This is a genomic window from Streptomyces katrae (assembly GCF_000966975.1).
In the GTDB taxonomy this organism is placed as follows: Bacteria; Actinomycetota; Actinomycetes; order Streptomycetales; family Streptomycetaceae; genus Streptomyces; species Streptomyces katrae.
The window spans coordinates 1-14,328 of sequence record NZ_JZWV01000496.1; the positions used below are offsets into that span (position 1 = coordinate 1).

Consider the following 14,328-nt stretch of genomic DNA (forward strand, 5'->3'; position numbering starts at 1 on the left):
GGTACGGGGGCTCCTGCCAGTCCGGCCCCGGGCGCCCCCGAGTCCCCGCAGGCCCCGCAGTCCCCGCCCGCCTCCTCCCCTTCCTCTTCTCCTTCCCCCACCGCCTCCCCCGAGCTCGGTTCGCGGGTGCTGGAGGGGCTGGGGAGCGAGGGGTTCCTGGAGGACAAGCTGGGCGCGGCCGGGGCCACCGCCGCGCAGGCGCGCACCGTGCGGATCGTGTTCCGCACCTCGAACGTGATCGTCACCGTCGAGTACAGCGTCCAGCCCTCCGGTCCGGGGAAGGTCCCGCCGGCCGCGGAAACGCAGGACAAGGCCCGTCAGTTGGCCGAGGCCCTGGCGGAGCGTTTCAACGAGTGAGCACGCCGCCCCAGGGGGGCGTGCACGGCCCGCGTGACGGCGCGCACAGCAGGCGGGCTCCGGATCGGGCTACCGTTGCGGGGGTCCCACACCCCTGAAGCACGACCCCGAACCACCCCGAGCAGGACCCCGAAGCACCGAGATGTCCCCAACGTCTGAAGGAACCATGCACCGATCAGCCTCGCGCCTCACCCGCGTCCTCGCCTGCGCTGCCGTCCCGGTGATCCTCACCGTCGCCGGCTGCTCCTCCGACTCGGGGAAGTCCTCCTCGGCCTCGGGCTCCGGCAAGAAGTCCCCTTCGTCCTCTTCGTCCTCCCAGTCGGGTGCGAAGGGCTCGGCCACGCTGGAGAAGGTGGCGTTCGCGAAGCTGCCGGACCCCTGCAAGTCGGTGCCCGCCAAGACCGTCGAGGCCCTGGTCCACGACGCGAAGGACAAGAACGGCACGGCCGCCAAGTCGAACGACCTCGCCAACCGTGCCAGCTGCTCCTGGAACGGCCTGGAGACGGACGGCACGAAGGGCTCGCAGTACCGGTGGCTCTCCGTGTCCCTGGTGCGCTACGACTCGCACGCCTCCCTCGGCAGCGGCAACAAGCGCGCGGAGGAGCAGTACAACAAGCAGATAGAGCTGGCGAAGACCACCAAGGACGCGCACGACGTCAAGGTGGAGCAGGCCGGCGGGGTCGGTGACCAGGGCACGTCCGTGGTCTACGGGATCAAGAAGGACGTCGACTTCTTCAACACCACCGTCATCGCCCGCACCCAGAACGTCGTGATCACCCTCGACTTCAACGGTGCCGCCTACGAGGGCGCCGGTGCGCCCGACCAGGCGAAGCTGCTCCAGGACGCGATCAACGCGACCAAGGAGGTCGTGACCTCGGTGGCCAACGGCGGCACGGAGCAGGCGCCTTCCGGTGCGGAGTCCCCGTCGGGTTCCGCTTCCCCCTCGGCGTCGGCCTCGCCGAAGCAGTAGGGGTCTGCGGCACGGGTGACGCAGGGTCACCCGTACGCTGTGCCTGCCTGTAGCTTCGCAAGGGGAGGGGATCGCGAGTGGCCGCGATGCAGCTGACTCGTACACACCGGATTCTGGTCGGTGTCGTGGTCGCCGGAGCGCTCGTCATCGCGGGTATCGGTTTCGCGGGCTCGTATTCCGCGGTCCGTGCGCTGGCGTTGAAGAAAGGCTTCGGCAGCTTCTCGCTGGTGTTCCCGATCGGTATCGACGCGGGTATCTGTGTGCTGCTGGCACTGGACCTGCTGCTGACCTGGATCCGGATCCCGTTCCCCCTGCTGCGGCAGACGGCCTGGCTGCTGACGGCCGCGACGATCGCGTTCAACGGTGCGGCGGCCTGGCCGGATCCGCTGGGCGTGGGGATGCACGCGGTGATCCCGGTGCTGTTCGTGGTGACGGTGGAGGCGGCGCGGCACGCCGTGGGCCGGATCGCGGACATCACCGCGGACCGGCACATGGAGGGGGTGCGGATCACCCGCTGGCTGCTGTCGCCCGTGCCGACGTTCAAGCTGTGGCGCCGGATGAAGCTGTGGGAGCTGCGTTCCTACGAGCAGGCGGTCGGGATGGAGCAGGACCGGCTGATCTACCAGGCGCGGCTGCAGGCCCGGTTCGGGCGGGCGTGGCGGCGGAAGGCGCCGGTGGAGGCGCTGATGCCGCTGCGGCTGGCCCGGATCGGTGTGCCGCTGGCGCAGACGGCGCCGGAGGGGCTGGCGGCGGCGGGTATTGACCCGGTGCTGCTGCCTCCGGCGGTCTCGGCGGGTCCGGCGGTGGCCGCGGCTACGGCTGCGGCTGTGGCTGCGGGTCCGGCGGTGGCGGGTGCGGAGGCCGGTGCGGCCCCGGCCCTGCCGTCGGCGTCCGGGGCCGGCAGGACCGCGCCCGCGGTGGTGCCGGCCCAGGCGGCGCCCGCTCCGGCCCGGGCGGTGGCTCCGCAGGCCGCCGCGGGCGTGGGGCCGACGGTGCCGACGGGGCCGGAGGGACCGACGCGCCCGACGGGGCCGGAGGGTCCTGCGGGTCTGGATGCGCCCGAGGGCCGCGAGGGGCTGGAGGGCCAGGACGGTCCGGACGGCCAGGACGGCCCGGACGGCCAGGACGGTCCGGAGTTGCCCGAGCAGTGGGAGGGGCTGGACCGGGCCGCCGCGCGGCTGGCGCAGGCGAAGCTCGCCCATGCGCCGGCGCCGTTCGCGGTGGCCCCGGAGGCCATGCCGGCCGCCCATGACAGTGCCTGGTTCGCCGCGCCGAAGGCCCCGCAGGCGGCGTACGAGGGCGGCTACAACCCGCAGTACGTCGAGGGCCTGGAGCCGACCCCGGTGATGCCCCCGGCGGGCCCGGAGGAGCAGCTCTCCCCGCAGGCCGCCGCCGGGGTGGCCGCCGAGTCGGACGAGGCGCACGACATCCTGGACCAGGAGAAGTTCGAGGAAGCGGCGTACGAGGCGTACCACGCCCACGTGGAGGCGAACGGCGGCCACCCGACCGCCCAGCAGCTGGACCAGGCGCTCACCGCGAGCTACGGGTTCTCCCACCCGGACAGCGTCTCGGTGATCGACGCCATGCTGCCGGCGCTGAAGCAGCGCTACCAGCGCGACCTGGAGAACAAGTTCATCTGAGCCCGTCCGGGCGCGAGCGGAAGGGCCCGCACCCCCGGTGATCCGGGAGTGCGGGCCCTTTCGTTCAGCCGTCTCGGCCGTCTCGGCCGTCTCAGGCGGCGAGCAGCTTGCGCACCCGGTCCGCGCCGACGGCGAGGAGCAGGGTGGGCAGGCGGGGTCCGGTCTCGCGGGTGACGAGCAGGCGGTAGAGCAGGGCGAAGAACTCGCGCTGCGCGACCTTGAGCTCGGGCGTGGGCTTGGCGTCGGGCTCCAGGCCGGCCATGACCTTCGGGACGCCGTAGACGAGGGTGGTGAGCCCGTCGAGCGACCAGTGGGTGTCGAGGCCCTCCAGCAGCATGGCCAGGGAGCGGCGGCCCTCCTCGTCGAGGGAGGCGAGCAGCTCGGTGTCGGGCTCCTCGCGGACGAGGGTGCGCTGGTCGGCCGGGACCTGGGTGGTGATCCAGTTCTCGGCGCGGTCCAGGCGCGGCCGGACCTCGTCCAGGGAGGTCAGCGGCTGCGACGGGTCCAGGTCGGAGAGGATCCGGAGCGTCTGCTCGTCGTGCCCGGCGGTGATGTCGACGACCGACGCGAGCGTGCGGTACGGCATCGGGCGCGGGGTGCGGGGCAGCTCGTGGGAGGCGACGCGCACGGCGCGAGAGTACGCGGCGGCGTCGGCCGGCAGCACGGTGCCGTCGGCGACCTTGCCCTCCAGCTTGTCCCACTCGTCGTACAGGCGCTGGATCTCCTGGTCGAAGGCGATCTTGAAGGACTGGTTCGGGCGGCGGCGGGCGTACAGCCAGCGCAGCAGCTGCGGCTCCATGATCTTCAGCGCGTCGGCCGGGGTGGGGACGCCGCCCTTGCTGGAGGACATCTTGGCCATGCCGCTGATGCCGACGAAGGCGTACATCGGGCCGATGGGCTGCTCGCCGCCGAAGAGGCCGACGATCTGGCCGCCGACCTGGAACGACGAACCCGGGGAGGAGTGGTCGACGCCCGAGGGCTCGAAGACGACGCCCTCGTAGGCCCAGCGCATGGGCCAGTCGACCTTCCAGACCAGCTTGCCGCGGTTGAACTCGGAGAGCTTGACGGTCTCGGTGAACTGGTCCTCGGTGCAGACGTAGGTCAGCTCGGTGGTCTCGTCGTCGTACGCGGTGACCTTGGTGAAGTCCTTGTTGCACTCGCCGCAGTAGGGCTTGTACGGGAAGTACTCGGCGCCCTCGGTGCTGCCGTCGTCCTCGCCCGCCGCGCCGGAGCCCTCGGCGGCCTCCAGCTCGGCCTCGTCGACCGGCTTCTGCTGGGGCTTCTTGCCGCCCGGCTTCTGCTTGGTGCGGTACTGGTCGAGGACGGCGTCGATGTCGGCGCGGTGCTTCATCGCGAACAGGACCTGCTCGCGGTAGGCGCCGGAGGTGTACTGCTCGGTCTGGCTGATGGGGTCGTACTCGACGCCCAGCTCGGCCAGGGAGGCGACCATGGCGGCCTTGAAGTGCTCGGCCCAGTTCGGGTACGAGGAGCCTTCGGGGGCGGGCACGGAGGTCAGCGGGCGGCCGATGTGCTGGGCGTGGGACTCCTCGGTGACGCCGGGGATGCCCTTGGGGACCTTGCGGTAGCGGTCGTAGTCGTCCCAGGAGATGAGGTGGCGGACCTCGTGGCCCCGGCGGCGGATCTCGTCCGCGACCAGGTGCGGGGTCATGACCTCGCGCAGGTTGCCCAGGTGGATGGGGCCCGACGGGGAGAGGCCGGACGCGACGACGATCGTTTTGCCGGGGGCTCGGCGCTCCGCCTCGGCGATGACCTCGTCCGCGAAACGGGAGACCCAGTCGGTCTCTGTGTTGCTCTGCGCGCTCTGAGCCACGACACGTCCTTCTATCTCGAATGCTGGCTTCGGCCATTCTCCCAGACGGACGGGGCCGCTCCGGGGTTGCTTCCGTCTGGTGATACGGCGGGTGATATGCCGAGAACCAGGCAGCCTCCGCGTGGGATACTCGGCACTTGTCGGAACGCCCAAGACCCACTCGGGCACAACCTCACAGGAACGGCAGCTCATGGCCTCGGTCCCCTCCCTCGCTTCCTCCGTCGAACAGCGCGTCTCGGACGCCCTCGCCTCCGCCCTGCCGGAGGCCGGTGCGGCCGACCCGCTGCTGCGACGAAGCGACCGGGCCGACTTCCAGGCCAACGGCATCCTGGCGCTCGCGAAGAAGGCCAAGGCCAACCCGCGGGAGCTGGCGACGACCGTGGTCGAGGCCATCCCCACGGGTGACCTGATCAAGGAGATCGAGGTCTCGGGCCCTGGCTTCCTCAACATCACCGTCTCCGACGAGGCGATCGTCAAGACCCTCGCGGCGCGCGCCGCCGACGACCGGCTCGGCGTGCCGCTGTCGCCGTCGGCCGGCACCACGGTGATCGACTACGCGCAGCCGAACGTGGCCAAGGAGATGCACGTCGGCCACCTGCGGTCGGCCGTGATCGGCGCGGCGATGGTGGAGATCCTGGAGTTCACGGGCGAGAAGGTGGTCCGCCGCCACCACATCGGCGACTGGGGCACCCAGTTCGGCATGCTGATCCAGTACCTGCTGGAGCACCCGCACGAGCTGGACCACAAGGGCGGGGAGGGCGAGGCGTCCGGCGAGGAGGCCATGTCCAACCTCAACCGCCTGTACAAGGCCTCGCGCGCGCTGTTCGACTCCGACGAGGAGTTCAAGACGCGGGCGCGGGCGCGGGTGGTGGACCTCCAGGCGGGCGACCCGGAGACCCTGGCGCTGTGGCAGCGGTTCGTGGACGAGTCGAAGATCTACTTCTACTCGGTCTTCAACAAGCTGGACATGGACATCCAGGACCCGGACGTGGTCGGCGAGTCCGGCTACAACGACATGCTGGTGGAGACCTGCAAGCTGCTGGAGGAGTCGGGCGTGGCCGTCCGCTCCAACGGCGCGCTGTGCGTGTTCTTCGACGAGTACAAGGGCCCGGACGGCAACCCGACGCCGCTGATCGTCCAGAAGTCGGACGGCGGCTTCGGCTACGCCGCGACCGACCTGTCGGCGATCCGCGACCGCGTGGGCAACCTGAACGCGGACACGCTGATCTACGTGGTGGACGCCCGTCAGTCGCTGCACTTCAAGATGGTCTTCGAGACGGCCCGCCGGGCCGGCTGGCTGAACGACGAGGTCAAGGCCGTGCAGCTGGCCTTCGGCACGGTCCTGGGCAAGGACGGCAAGCCGTTCAAGACCCGTGAGGGCGAGACGGTCCGGCTGGTGGACCTGCTGGACGAGGCGGTGGAGCGGGCGACGTCGGTCGTGCGCGAGAAGGCCGAGAAGGTGGGCCTGACCGAGGCGGAGATCGTCGAGAACGGCCAGTACGTGGGCATCGGCGCGGTGAAGTACGCCGACCTGTCGACGTCCGCGGCCCGCGACTACAAGTTCGACCTGGACCAGATGGTCTCGCTGAACGGCGACACCTCCGTCTACCTCCAGTACGCGTACGCCCGTATCCGCTCGATCATGCGCAACGCGGGCGACCGCCACCCGGCCGCGCACCCGGAGCTGGAGCTGGCCCCGGCCGAGCGGGCGCTGGGCCTGTACCTGGACGGGTTCGGCGAGCTGGTGGCCGAGGCCGCGGCGGAGTACGCGCCGCACAAGCTGGCCGCGTACCTGTACCAGCTGTCGTCGCTGTACACGACGTTCTACGCGGACTGCCCGGTCCTGAAGGCCGACACCCCGGAACAGGTCGAGAACCGCCTGTTCCTGTGCGACCTGACGGCCCGCACCCTGAGCAAGGGCATGGCCCTCCTGGGCATCCGCACCCCCGAGAAGCTCTGACGCCTCGGGCGAACAGAACACCGAGTGGCCCCCTCCCTGCCGGGAGGGGGCCACTCGCTATTCCGGTCCGAACACCTCGATCTTGCATCGGGGGCTGCCCGACCGTGCGATCCGCGCGTCACAGGTGACCAGCGGGACCTGCAACCCCTCCGCGAGGGCGACATATGTGGCGTCGTACGCGGACAGGTTGGCGTACAACTCGCGCACTCGGGGCAGGACGGGCACGTGCTCCATCCGCCGGACCGGCAGGGCTGCGAAGTCGTCCCAGGCCGCGTCCAGCTGGGCGTCGGTGAGCTTGCCTCCACGGTGCCTGCCGAGAAGTGCGTGGGCGACTTCCACGTCGAGCAGGTGTGGCGCCGCCAACCGTTCGCCCAGCACCCGCTCCCTGAGCGTTTCACCGACCGGTCCCGCGTCGGCCACCAGCATGACGACCGCACTCGCGTCGATCACGATCATTCGCGCCGCCGTCCTGCGTCCAGGTCCGCGAGCACCTCGTCCGCGCTCAACCGGGCCGATACGCGCGCCCGGATCCGGGTGACGACGTCCTCCATCGACGGTGTGGCCGCCTCCTCTTCCAACAGGGTGCGGGCGTAGGCCTGCAAGGACTGGCGGCTTCGGGCGGCACGTATTTTCAGCTCGGCGAGCGCCTCGTCGGACAGATCACGCACGTAGAGAGTGGCCATGCAACAAGAGTAGTCGCACTGCCAGCATTCTGCTGGCAAATGAACCCTCCCCTCCTGGAGCGGCCCGGGGCCGCTCCGGAACGCCCCCCGCCGGGATGACCGTGCCCTGTCATGCTCTCGCCGTTCGGCCCAGCAATACCAGGCGGTAGCGTCCCGTTCACACAGCCCTCTTACGTTCGGCGCGACCGTGCCGAACACCCGAGGGGAATCTCCCGCACATGCGCCGCAGACCGTTGAAGACGCTCACCGTCCTGGCCATCGCCAGCGCCGTGGCCGCCGGCACCGCCGTCACCGCGAACTCCGCGCCCCAGCAGAGCGACTCGCACCAGGACATCCGGAACGTCATCTACCTGCTCGGTGACGGAATGGGCCGCACCCACGTGACGGCCGCCCGCGACCGTTTCGTCGGCGCCGGTGGCAAGCTCACCATGGAGACCCTCCCCAACACGGGCGCTGTCGCCACCTACGCCGTCGAGAAGAACAGCGCGAAGCCGTCCCTGGTCACCGACTCGGCCAGCTCCGCGACCGCCTGGGCCTCCGGTGTGAAGACGTACAACGCCGCCATCGGTGTGGACGCGTACGAGAAGAAGGTCGCCACGCTGATGGAGCAGGCCCACGCGGCCGGCTTCGCCACGGGCAACGTCTCCACCGCCGAGATCACCGACGCCACCCCGGCCGCCCAGTTCAGCCACGCCCTGCTGCGCGGCTGCCAGGGCCCGGTCTACTCGGACGCCGCCTGCCTCCCCAAGAAGGACGACGGCAGCTACGAGGCCGCCCCGGCCGACAAGACGCTGATCACGCCGATCGCCGAGCAGATCGCCCGCAACGGCACCGCCGACGTCATCCTCGGCGGCGGCCTGGCCCGCTTCGAGCCGGACGACCAGAAGGCCCTCCAGGCGCAGGGCTACCAGGTCCTCGGCAACTTCGGCGACCCGAGCCTGCCCGCGCAGACGGCCGCCAGCCAGAAGGTCGCCACCAAGGCCGACCTGGACAAAGCCAACGGCAAGAGGGTCATCGGCCTGTTCAACCGCGGCAACCTGACCGTGGAGCACAACAAGGCGGCCCTGCCGACCGACGCCCCGCAGAAGCAGGAGCCGACGCTCGCGGACATGACCCGCAAGTCGATCCAGCTCCTGAACGACCGCAAGCAGGGCGGCTCGTACGACCGCGGCAAGTCGAAGAAGGGCTTCTACCTCCAGGTCGAGGGCGCCCAGATCGACAAGCGCTCGCACGCCAACGACGCCGCGCAGACCCTCGACGAGGTCAAGGCGTTCGACGACGCGGTCAAGGCCGCGTACGAGTTCGCGAAGAAGGACGGCCACACCCTCGTGGTCGTCACGGCGGACCACGAGTGCGCCGGCTTCAACATCATCGAGAAGGGCACGTACACCAACGCCGAGGCCGTGGCGCCCCCGGCGAACACGGACTCCGGCAACCCGGCCAACAACAGCGTCCCCTCGCGTTCCTCCTCGGGCGCCAAGGACCCGGCCCGTTCCAGCGGGATCGTGAACGGCGCGGGCTCCGGTGACGCGAAGAACTTCGCCCCGGCCACCTTCCGCACCCCGGACGACCCGAAGGACGTCAAGGACGGCAGCCCCGAGGCCAGCCTGTGGCTGACCTACCTGTCCGGCAACCACACGGGCGCCGACGTCCCGATCTTCGCCTACGGCCCGGGCGGCAACGCCTTCGCCACCAGCCAGATCAACACCGAGCTGTACGGCAAGCTGTACCGCTCGCTGTTCGGCCGCTCTCCGCAGCAGCACTGATCCCCGGCCGGCCGGGGCCGGGGGCGCACTCCCCCGTCCCCGGCCGGCCGCTTTTCCCCAGGAGCACCCCCCGATGTCGCTGACGTACCTCCCCCGCGCCGCTGCCGCCGCGACGGCCGTCGCCGCCCTGTTTGCGCTCGCCACCGGCTGCTCGGGCGCCGGAGCCCCGCCGGCGGCCGAGGACCCGGGCCCGGCCGCCGCCGCCCCGGTGTCCCTGCCCGCCCCGCGCAGCGCGCCCTCCCCGGCGGCGGTCCTGACCCCGGCTCCGGCGGCGGGCGAGGTCCGCACCGAGCAGGGCCCGTTCACGGACCGCGTGAAGCTGACGAACACGCGCCTGACGACGGCCGGCACCCCCTCCGTCACCGGCCACGTCGCCATCAGCTCGGACGTCAGCGACACCCTGGCCCTGGAGATCACCGCCGCGTACTACGACGCGCAGGGCCGCCTCCTGGGCACCGGCACCTTCCAGTACCAGGAGGAGGGCGAGGACGCGCACGCCCAGGAGCACCACGACGGCCCCCGCGCGGCCGGTGACGGCATCGACTTCACCGTCCCCGCCGACCACCTCACGGGTACCCCGGCCGCCGCGGTCCTCTCGGTCCCGGTCCTGGTGAACGAATAGCCCCCGCGGCGCCGGGGTCCCGGGACCGGCCCCCGGCCGAACAAGCGGAATCTGCTCGTAGGATGACCCGTCAATCACACTGATCGCGATGACGGGGGCCGATTCCGCATGACGACCACCTTCGAAGCAGAGTGGGCGAGCCTCAAGCAACAGGCCGCGTCCCGGACCGAGATGCACCTCGCGAGCGCGGCCGCGGCCGGCGGCGGCGGGGGCGGCGAGGACCTGAAGTCCGACAAGGCGGTCTGGAACCGGGCCTCCCAGGACCTCGGCGGCCTGGCGACCAACATCAAGACCGCCCTGACGGGACTCGGCGACGGCCAGAAGGGCGCCGCTCAGGCCGGGGTCGAGAGCTCCGCCGCACAGGACGAGCTCTACCAGTCCTGGAAGACGTACCTGGAAAGCCTGGCGGGCAAGTGCTCGGCACTGCAGGGCCCGCTGCGGAAGGCCGGCGAGGGCCAGTACGCCAACGACGAGGCCATCAAGGACGGCTTCACCCAGGTCGACGGCCAGTACCAGGACACGCCCGCCACCGGCGGCGGGGCCCGGTGAGCTGACCCATGGACTACGCGGCACTCAAAGCCCTCAAACCTTCCGAGTTCACGGAGGCCGCCGACGGCTACAAGGCCGCCAGCAGCATGGCGGACCACGCCTACGGGGACACCGAGGGGCAGATCTCGGCCCGGCTGCGGGCCGGCCTGTCCGGCGTGGCCGTCGAGGCGGCCCTGGGATCGCTCCGGACACTGGCGGAGAACTTCCACTACGTACAGACCGAATGCGCCCTCGCCGCGACCTCCCTCAAGGCACTCGCCGCCGCCTTCACCGACGCGAAGCGGAAACTGGAGGACGCCGTGGAGGACGCGGCCGCCGCCAAGTTCACCGTGGGCGCCGACGGTTCGGTCACCTTCCCGCCGGGCGGCGAGCCCAAGGACGGCAAGATCCCCGACGGCGGCACCGTCACCGGCAGCGCCAAGGGCAAGCCCTCCGGCGGCGTCATCGACCCGACCCGCGACGCCAACGACCTGGCCTCCGCCCTGGAACGGCAGGCGGCCAACATCCACCCGAACCCGAACTTCGGCAAGGCCGTGGAGATCGCCAACCGCATCGCGCAGGCCGTGGCCGAGGCGACCGAGGCGGACAACCTGTGGGCGCCCAGGCTGCGCAAGCTCAAGGCGGACGACGACCTCGTGGTCTCCGACCGCGACTGGACCGACGTCCAGAGCGACACCGCCGACGTCCGCACCGCCGCGAAGGACTACCTGGACCACATCAAGCCCCCGCCCAAGGGCGACGACCCCAAGGCGAACGCCGACTGGTGGAACGGCCTGAGCCCCGACGACCAGTCCGCGTACCTGTCGCTGAACGCCTCCCAGGTCGGCGCCCTGGACGGCCTCCCCTCCGTCGTCCGCGACGAGGCCAACCGCACCGTACTGGCGGAGAAGACGGCCGAGTTCCAGATCAGGTACGACGCGATCCCCCCGGTCCCGAAGAAGTGGATCGGACTGGGCCGCGCCACCCGCATCAACCCCGAGTGGCGGGAGTGGCAGGACAAGTACGCCGACGACAAGGCCTTCCTGGACCGGAACCTCAAGGGCATGAAGGCCGTCCAGGACCGCTTCGACAAGACCGGCCAGGACGGCCTCCCGGAGGCCTACCTCCTCGGCCTGGACACCAAGGGCGGCGGCCGGTCCATCGTGGCCAACGGCAACCCGGACACGGCGACGCACACCGCGGTCTTCGTCCCCGGCACGTTCACCGACATCACCAAGACCGAGCAGTACCTCCACCACACGGGCGAGCTGTGGAAGGAGACGCACGCCAGGCTCCCCGGCGAGAACGTGTCCACCATCAGCTGGATCGGCTACGACGCCCCGCAGAGCATCGTCCCCGAGGCGATGAAGAAGCACTGGGCGCTCGAGGCGGCCCCCGACCTGAACCACTTCATGGCGGGTCTGGAACACGTCCAGGGCGGCGCCGACAAGAGCCACACCACGATCATCGGCCACAGCTACGGCAGCACGGTCGTCGGCGCGGCCTCGAACGCGGGCGACCTGCGCGCGGACGACATCATCGCGGTCGGCAGCCCCGGCATGATGGTCAAGCACGCCGGCGACCTGGACGTCGGCGCGGACCACGTCTGGTCCCAGGCCGCCTCCACCTGGGACGACCAGGTACCGCTGGGCGGCAAGATCGCGGGGCTGGGCGGCGACACCGAGATGTGGCAGGAACTGCTGCCGTTCGGCACGGTGTGGGGCTCGAACGTACCCTCGGACGAGGATTTCGGCGCCCACATCATGGCCAACGACTCCGACAGCCACACCGACTACTGGAGAGACCACTCGTTGAGCATCCAAAATCAGGCGGAAGTGATCGCCGGACACTACGACAAGGTCAAGAGTGGCTGACACGCGAAGCGCGCTCGGTCGCCGCCACGTCTCCGGCGTGAGGGCCCTGGCCCTCACGCTCGCCATCGTGTCACTGTCAGTGCTCTCTGTGGGGTGTTCAAACGTGAAGGAACTCAACTACGCGCCGGTGCGGATGGATCCCGGCCCGGCGCGCCAGAAGACGAAGGCTGTCTCCAGCCGCCTGCTGGAGATGACCGGGATCAAGGGCAGGGTGACCGAGCCGGGCCCGAGCGTCTCGCGCTGCGACGAGTACGGGGACGACCTGTTCTCCCTGACGCACCCCTGGTCGGTGTACGCCCTGACCAACGAGCAGGTCGACACCGGCATGGCGAACCTGCGCAAGGCGCTCGGCGAGAACGGCTGGAAGATCACCAAGGACGGCAAGGCCAACACCCCCGCCCAGGACCCCGAGATCTGGGCGGAGAACGAGACGGAGCAATTCGCCATGAACGTCACTGCCCGGAAGGACGGGGGGAACCAGACGATGCTCCTCTTCTCCGTCGTCTCCCGCTGCTACCGCGCGGCCTCCTCCTCCGCCCTCGACGGCGAGTACTGACATGTGACGCGGGCCACAGGGAACCTCCGGCCCGCCCGGGCCCTCCTCGGTGTGCACGGCAGCACCCGGACGCACCGAGGGGGACCCCACATGCACCTGCCCGACACCACACGCCGCCGCACCGGCACCGCGCTGGCCGCGCTCCTGTCCGCCGACGGCCTGGCGCACCTCTACTGGGCCACCGGCGCCACCTGGCCCGCCCCCAGTGAACGGGCCCTCTCCCTGGCGGTACTGGGCACGGAGGTGTCCTTCGCCCCGCCCGTCGTCCTGCCGCTGGCCGCGCTCACCCTCACCGCCGGGGCCGCCGTCCTCGCGCACTCCCGCCACCGCGGCGGCCGGGCCGCGCGGGCCGTCACCGGCGCGGTCGCCGCGGGCCTGGCCGTACGGGGTCTCGCGGGCCTGGGCTGGGCCGCCGGGCTCCTGCCCAGCCCGCCCGGCAGCCCCTTCCACGCCCTGAACCTCGCCGTCTACACCCCCGCCTGCCTGGGCTTCGGCTGGGCGGCCGCCCGTCTGGCGCGCGCCAGATGACCCCGGCCGACCGCGAACGCGGCATCACCCTCGCCCGCGCGGCCCGCGCCGGGAACACCCTCGCGCTGCACGAGCTCCTCGACCACCTCACCCCGTACGTCACCCGGATCTGCACCCCCATCGCACTCGCCGACGGCCCGGACGCCGCGCAGGAGGCGCTGCTGGCCGTCTTCACCGCCCTGCGCTCCCTCCGCGACCCCGACGCCCTGTACGGCTGGGTGCGGGCCATCGCCGTCCGCGAGGCCGTCCGCACGGCCCAGCGGGCCTCCCGCGCCCGCCCGGCACCCGACCTGACCGCCGTCCCGGCCAAGGGAGACCCCCAGCTCGCCTCCGACATCGAGGACGTCCTGGCCCGCCTCTCCCCCGCCCACCGGGCGGTGCTGGTCCTGCGGGACGTGGAGGGCCTGGACGAGGAGGCCGCGGCCGCCGTCCTGAACATCCCGCCCGGCACCGCCAAGTCCCGCCTGCACCGGGCCCGTTCCAGCTTCCGAAAGGCATGGTCCGCATGACGCCGCCCGAGATCGACGACATCCACCGGCTCCGCGTCATGGCGGCTGGCGTACGAGGCGCGACCGTCGTGGAACGCACCCTCCCCGCCCCCTTCGAGGAGGTCTGGCCGCTCATGTCGGCCCTGGACTTCCTCCCCGACCTCCGGCACACCCGCCTCCTGCACTCCGACGGCGACCGGATCGAACTCCTGGCCCGCAGCAAGTACGGCTTCCGCGCGCACCTGCGGGGCTTCCGCCGCCCGGGCTGGTGCTGGCTCCAGAGCCGCTTCCTCCTGGTCGGCCTGGCCGCCGCCCCCGTCCCCGGCGGCACCCGGATCGCCCTGACGGGCGGAGTCCGCATCCCCACCCGCGCGGCGGTCCTCCCCTTCGGCACCCACCCGGAACTCACGACCGCCACCACCCGCCTGGCCTCCCGCGTAACGGGCCATCAATAGCCCCGCCGGCGTTTGAGGCACGGGGGCCTGGGGGCGGAGCCCCCTTCTTTCAGCCCCGCCGGCGTTTGAG

14 protein-coding genes and 1 pseudogene are annotated in these 14,328 nt (G+C 71.3%); 12 read left to right on the forward strand and 3 right to left on the reverse strand.

Annotated elements, in window-relative coordinates:
- The 3 genes and pseudogenes from VR44_RS45105 to VR44_RS18200 all read left to right on the forward strand — a co-directional run.
- A pseudogene (locus tag VR44_RS45105) lies at window positions 1-357 on the forward strand (DUF3558 domain-containing protein); the annotation flags it as partial.
- A gap of 166 nt (window positions 358-523) precedes the next feature.
- Window positions 524-1,327 (forward strand): DUF3558 family protein, encoded by an 804-nt coding sequence (locus VR44_RS18195; RefSeq protein WP_045948579.1) that lies wholly within the window; start codon window positions 524-526, stop codon window positions 1,325-1,327.
- A 77-nt stretch (window positions 1,328-1,404) separates the two neighbouring features.
- Window positions 1,405-2,967, forward strand: coding sequence for a DUF2637 domain-containing protein (locus tag VR44_RS18200; protein ID WP_045948580.1), 1,563 nt, complete (start codon window positions 1,405-1,407; stop codon window positions 2,965-2,967).
- A 91-nt stretch (window positions 2,968-3,058) separates the two neighbouring features.
- Here the strand turns inward: VR44_RS18200 and lysS are convergent, their stop codons facing one another.
- Window positions 3,059-4,798 carry a lysine--tRNA ligase gene (lysS, locus tag VR44_RS18205; RefSeq protein ID WP_045948581.1) on the reverse strand — a complete coding sequence of 580 codons (1,740 nt, stop codon included), beginning with the start codon at window positions 4,796-4,798 and terminating at the stop codon, window positions 3,059-3,061.
- 190 nt (window positions 4,799-4,988) lie between these two features.
- On the opposite strand from lysS, the gene argS reads away from it, so the two are divergent.
- Window positions 4,989-6,758 carry an arginine--tRNA ligase gene (gene argS, locus VR44_RS18210; RefSeq protein WP_045948582.1) on the forward strand — a complete coding sequence of 590 codons (1,770 nt, stop codon included), beginning with the start codon at window positions 4,989-4,991 and terminating at the stop codon, window positions 6,756-6,758.
- Between the two features lie 57 nt (window positions 6,759-6,815).
- Here the strand turns inward: argS and VR44_RS18215 are convergent, their stop codons facing one another.
- Together VR44_RS18215 and VR44_RS18220 are read right to left on the reverse strand one after the other, a co-directional pair.
- Window positions 6,816-7,214 carry a type II toxin-antitoxin system VapC family toxin gene (locus VR44_RS18215; protein WP_045948583.1) on the reverse strand — a complete coding sequence of 133 codons (399 nt, stop codon included), beginning with the start codon at window positions 7,212-7,214 and terminating at the stop codon, window positions 6,816-6,818.
- Entirely contained in the window at window positions 7,211-7,441 is a 231-nt protein-coding gene (locus tag VR44_RS18220; protein ID WP_045948584.1) for a FitA-like ribbon-helix-helix domain-containing protein, read from the reverse strand. Before VR44_RS18220 ends, VR44_RS18215 begins: the two co-directional genes overlap by 4 nt.
- Window positions 7,442-7,659: 218 nt before the next feature.
- Here VR44_RS18220 and VR44_RS18225 point away from each other — a divergent pair, with 218 nt between their 5' ends.
- The 8 genes from VR44_RS18225 to VR44_RS18260 all read left to right on the forward strand — a co-directional run bounded on the left by VR44_RS18225 (window position 7,660) and on the right by VR44_RS18260 (window position 14,258).
- Complete coding sequence (locus tag VR44_RS18225) at window positions 7,660-9,207, forward strand: alkaline phosphatase (RefSeq protein ID WP_045948585.1); 1,548 nt, start codon at window positions 7,660-7,662, stop codon at window positions 9,205-9,207.
- 73 nt (window positions 9,208-9,280) lie between these two features.
- The gene (locus VR44_RS18230; protein ID WP_045948586.1) at window positions 9,281-9,829 is read left to right on the forward strand and encodes a hypothetical protein; all 549 of its coding nucleotides are present in this window, start codon (window positions 9,281-9,283) and stop codon (window positions 9,827-9,829) included.
- A gap of 108 nt (window positions 9,830-9,937) precedes the next feature.
- Window positions 9,938-10,378 (forward strand): hypothetical protein, encoded by a 441-nt coding sequence (locus VR44_RS18235; RefSeq protein WP_045948587.1) that lies wholly within the window; start codon window positions 9,938-9,940, stop codon window positions 10,376-10,378.
- An 8-nt stretch (window positions 10,379-10,386) separates the two neighbouring features.
- Window positions 10,387-12,231, forward strand: coding sequence for an alpha/beta hydrolase (locus VR44_RS18240; RefSeq protein ID WP_045948588.1), 1,845 nt, complete (start codon window positions 10,387-10,389; stop codon window positions 12,229-12,231).
- Window positions 12,232-12,334: 103 nt separating this feature from the next.
- Window positions 12,335-12,787, forward strand: a complete 453-nt coding sequence (locus tag VR44_RS41320) for a hypothetical protein (RefSeq protein WP_052713691.1) — start codon at window positions 12,335-12,337, stop codon at window positions 12,785-12,787.
- 90 nt (window positions 12,788-12,877) lie between these two features.
- Window positions 12,878-13,315: a DUF3995 domain-containing protein gene (locus tag VR44_RS18250; protein WP_245691934.1), complete on the forward strand. Its 438-nt coding sequence runs from the start codon at window positions 12,878-12,880 to the stop codon at window positions 13,313-13,315.
- The gene (locus VR44_RS18255; protein ID WP_045948589.1) at window positions 13,312-13,824 is read left to right on the forward strand and encodes an RNA polymerase sigma factor; all 513 of its coding nucleotides are present in this window, start codon (window positions 13,312-13,314) and stop codon (window positions 13,822-13,824) included. Before VR44_RS18250 ends, VR44_RS18255 begins: the two co-directional genes overlap by 4 nt.
- Window positions 13,821-14,258 (forward strand): hypothetical protein, encoded by a 438-nt coding sequence (locus tag VR44_RS18260; protein ID WP_245691936.1) that lies wholly within the window; start codon window positions 13,821-13,823, stop codon window positions 14,256-14,258. The genes VR44_RS18255 and VR44_RS18260 overlap by 4 nt, the downstream gene beginning before the upstream one ends.
- The last annotated feature ends 70 nt before the right edge of the window (window positions 14,259-14,328 follow it).

Coding starts and splice junctions, on each gene's coding strand:
- VR44_RS18195 (WP_045948579.1), top strand. CDS start 524: ATGCACCGATCAGCCTCGCGCCTCACCCGCGTCCTCGCCTGCGCTGCC.
- VR44_RS18220 (WP_045948584.1), bottom strand. CDS start 7,441: ATGGCCACTCTCTACGTGCGTGATCTGTCCGACGAGGCGCTCGCCGAG.
- VR44_RS18230 (WP_045948586.1), top strand. CDS start 9,281: ATGTCGCTGACGTACCTCCCCCGCGCCGCTGCCGCCGCGACGGCCGTC.
- VR44_RS18250 (WP_245691934.1), top strand. CDS start 12,878: ATGCACCTGCCCGACACCACACGCCGCCGCACCGGCACCGCGCTGGCC.
- argS (WP_045948582.1), top strand. CDS start 4,989: ATGGCCTCGGTCCCCTCCCTCGCTTCCTCCGTCGAACAGCGCGTCTCG.
- VR44_RS18260 (WP_245691936.1), top strand. CDS start 13,821: ATGACGCCGCCCGAGATCGACGACATCCACCGGCTCCGCGTCATGGCG.
- VR44_RS18235 (WP_045948587.1), top strand. CDS start 9,938: ATGACGACCACCTTCGAAGCAGAGTGGGCGAGCCTCAAGCAACAGGCC.
- VR44_RS18240 (WP_045948588.1), top strand. CDS start 10,387: ATGGACTACGCGGCACTCAAAGCCCTCAAACCTTCCGAGTTCACGGAG.
- VR44_RS18255 (WP_045948589.1), top strand. CDS start 13,312: ATGACCCCGGCCGACCGCGAACGCGGCATCACCCTCGCCCGCGCGGCC.
- VR44_RS18225 (WP_045948585.1), top strand. CDS start 7,660: ATGCGCCGCAGACCGTTGAAGACGCTCACCGTCCTGGCCATCGCCAGC.
- VR44_RS18215 (WP_045948583.1), bottom strand. CDS start 7,214: ATGATCGTGATCGACGCGAGTGCGGTCGTCATGCTGGTGGCCGACGCG.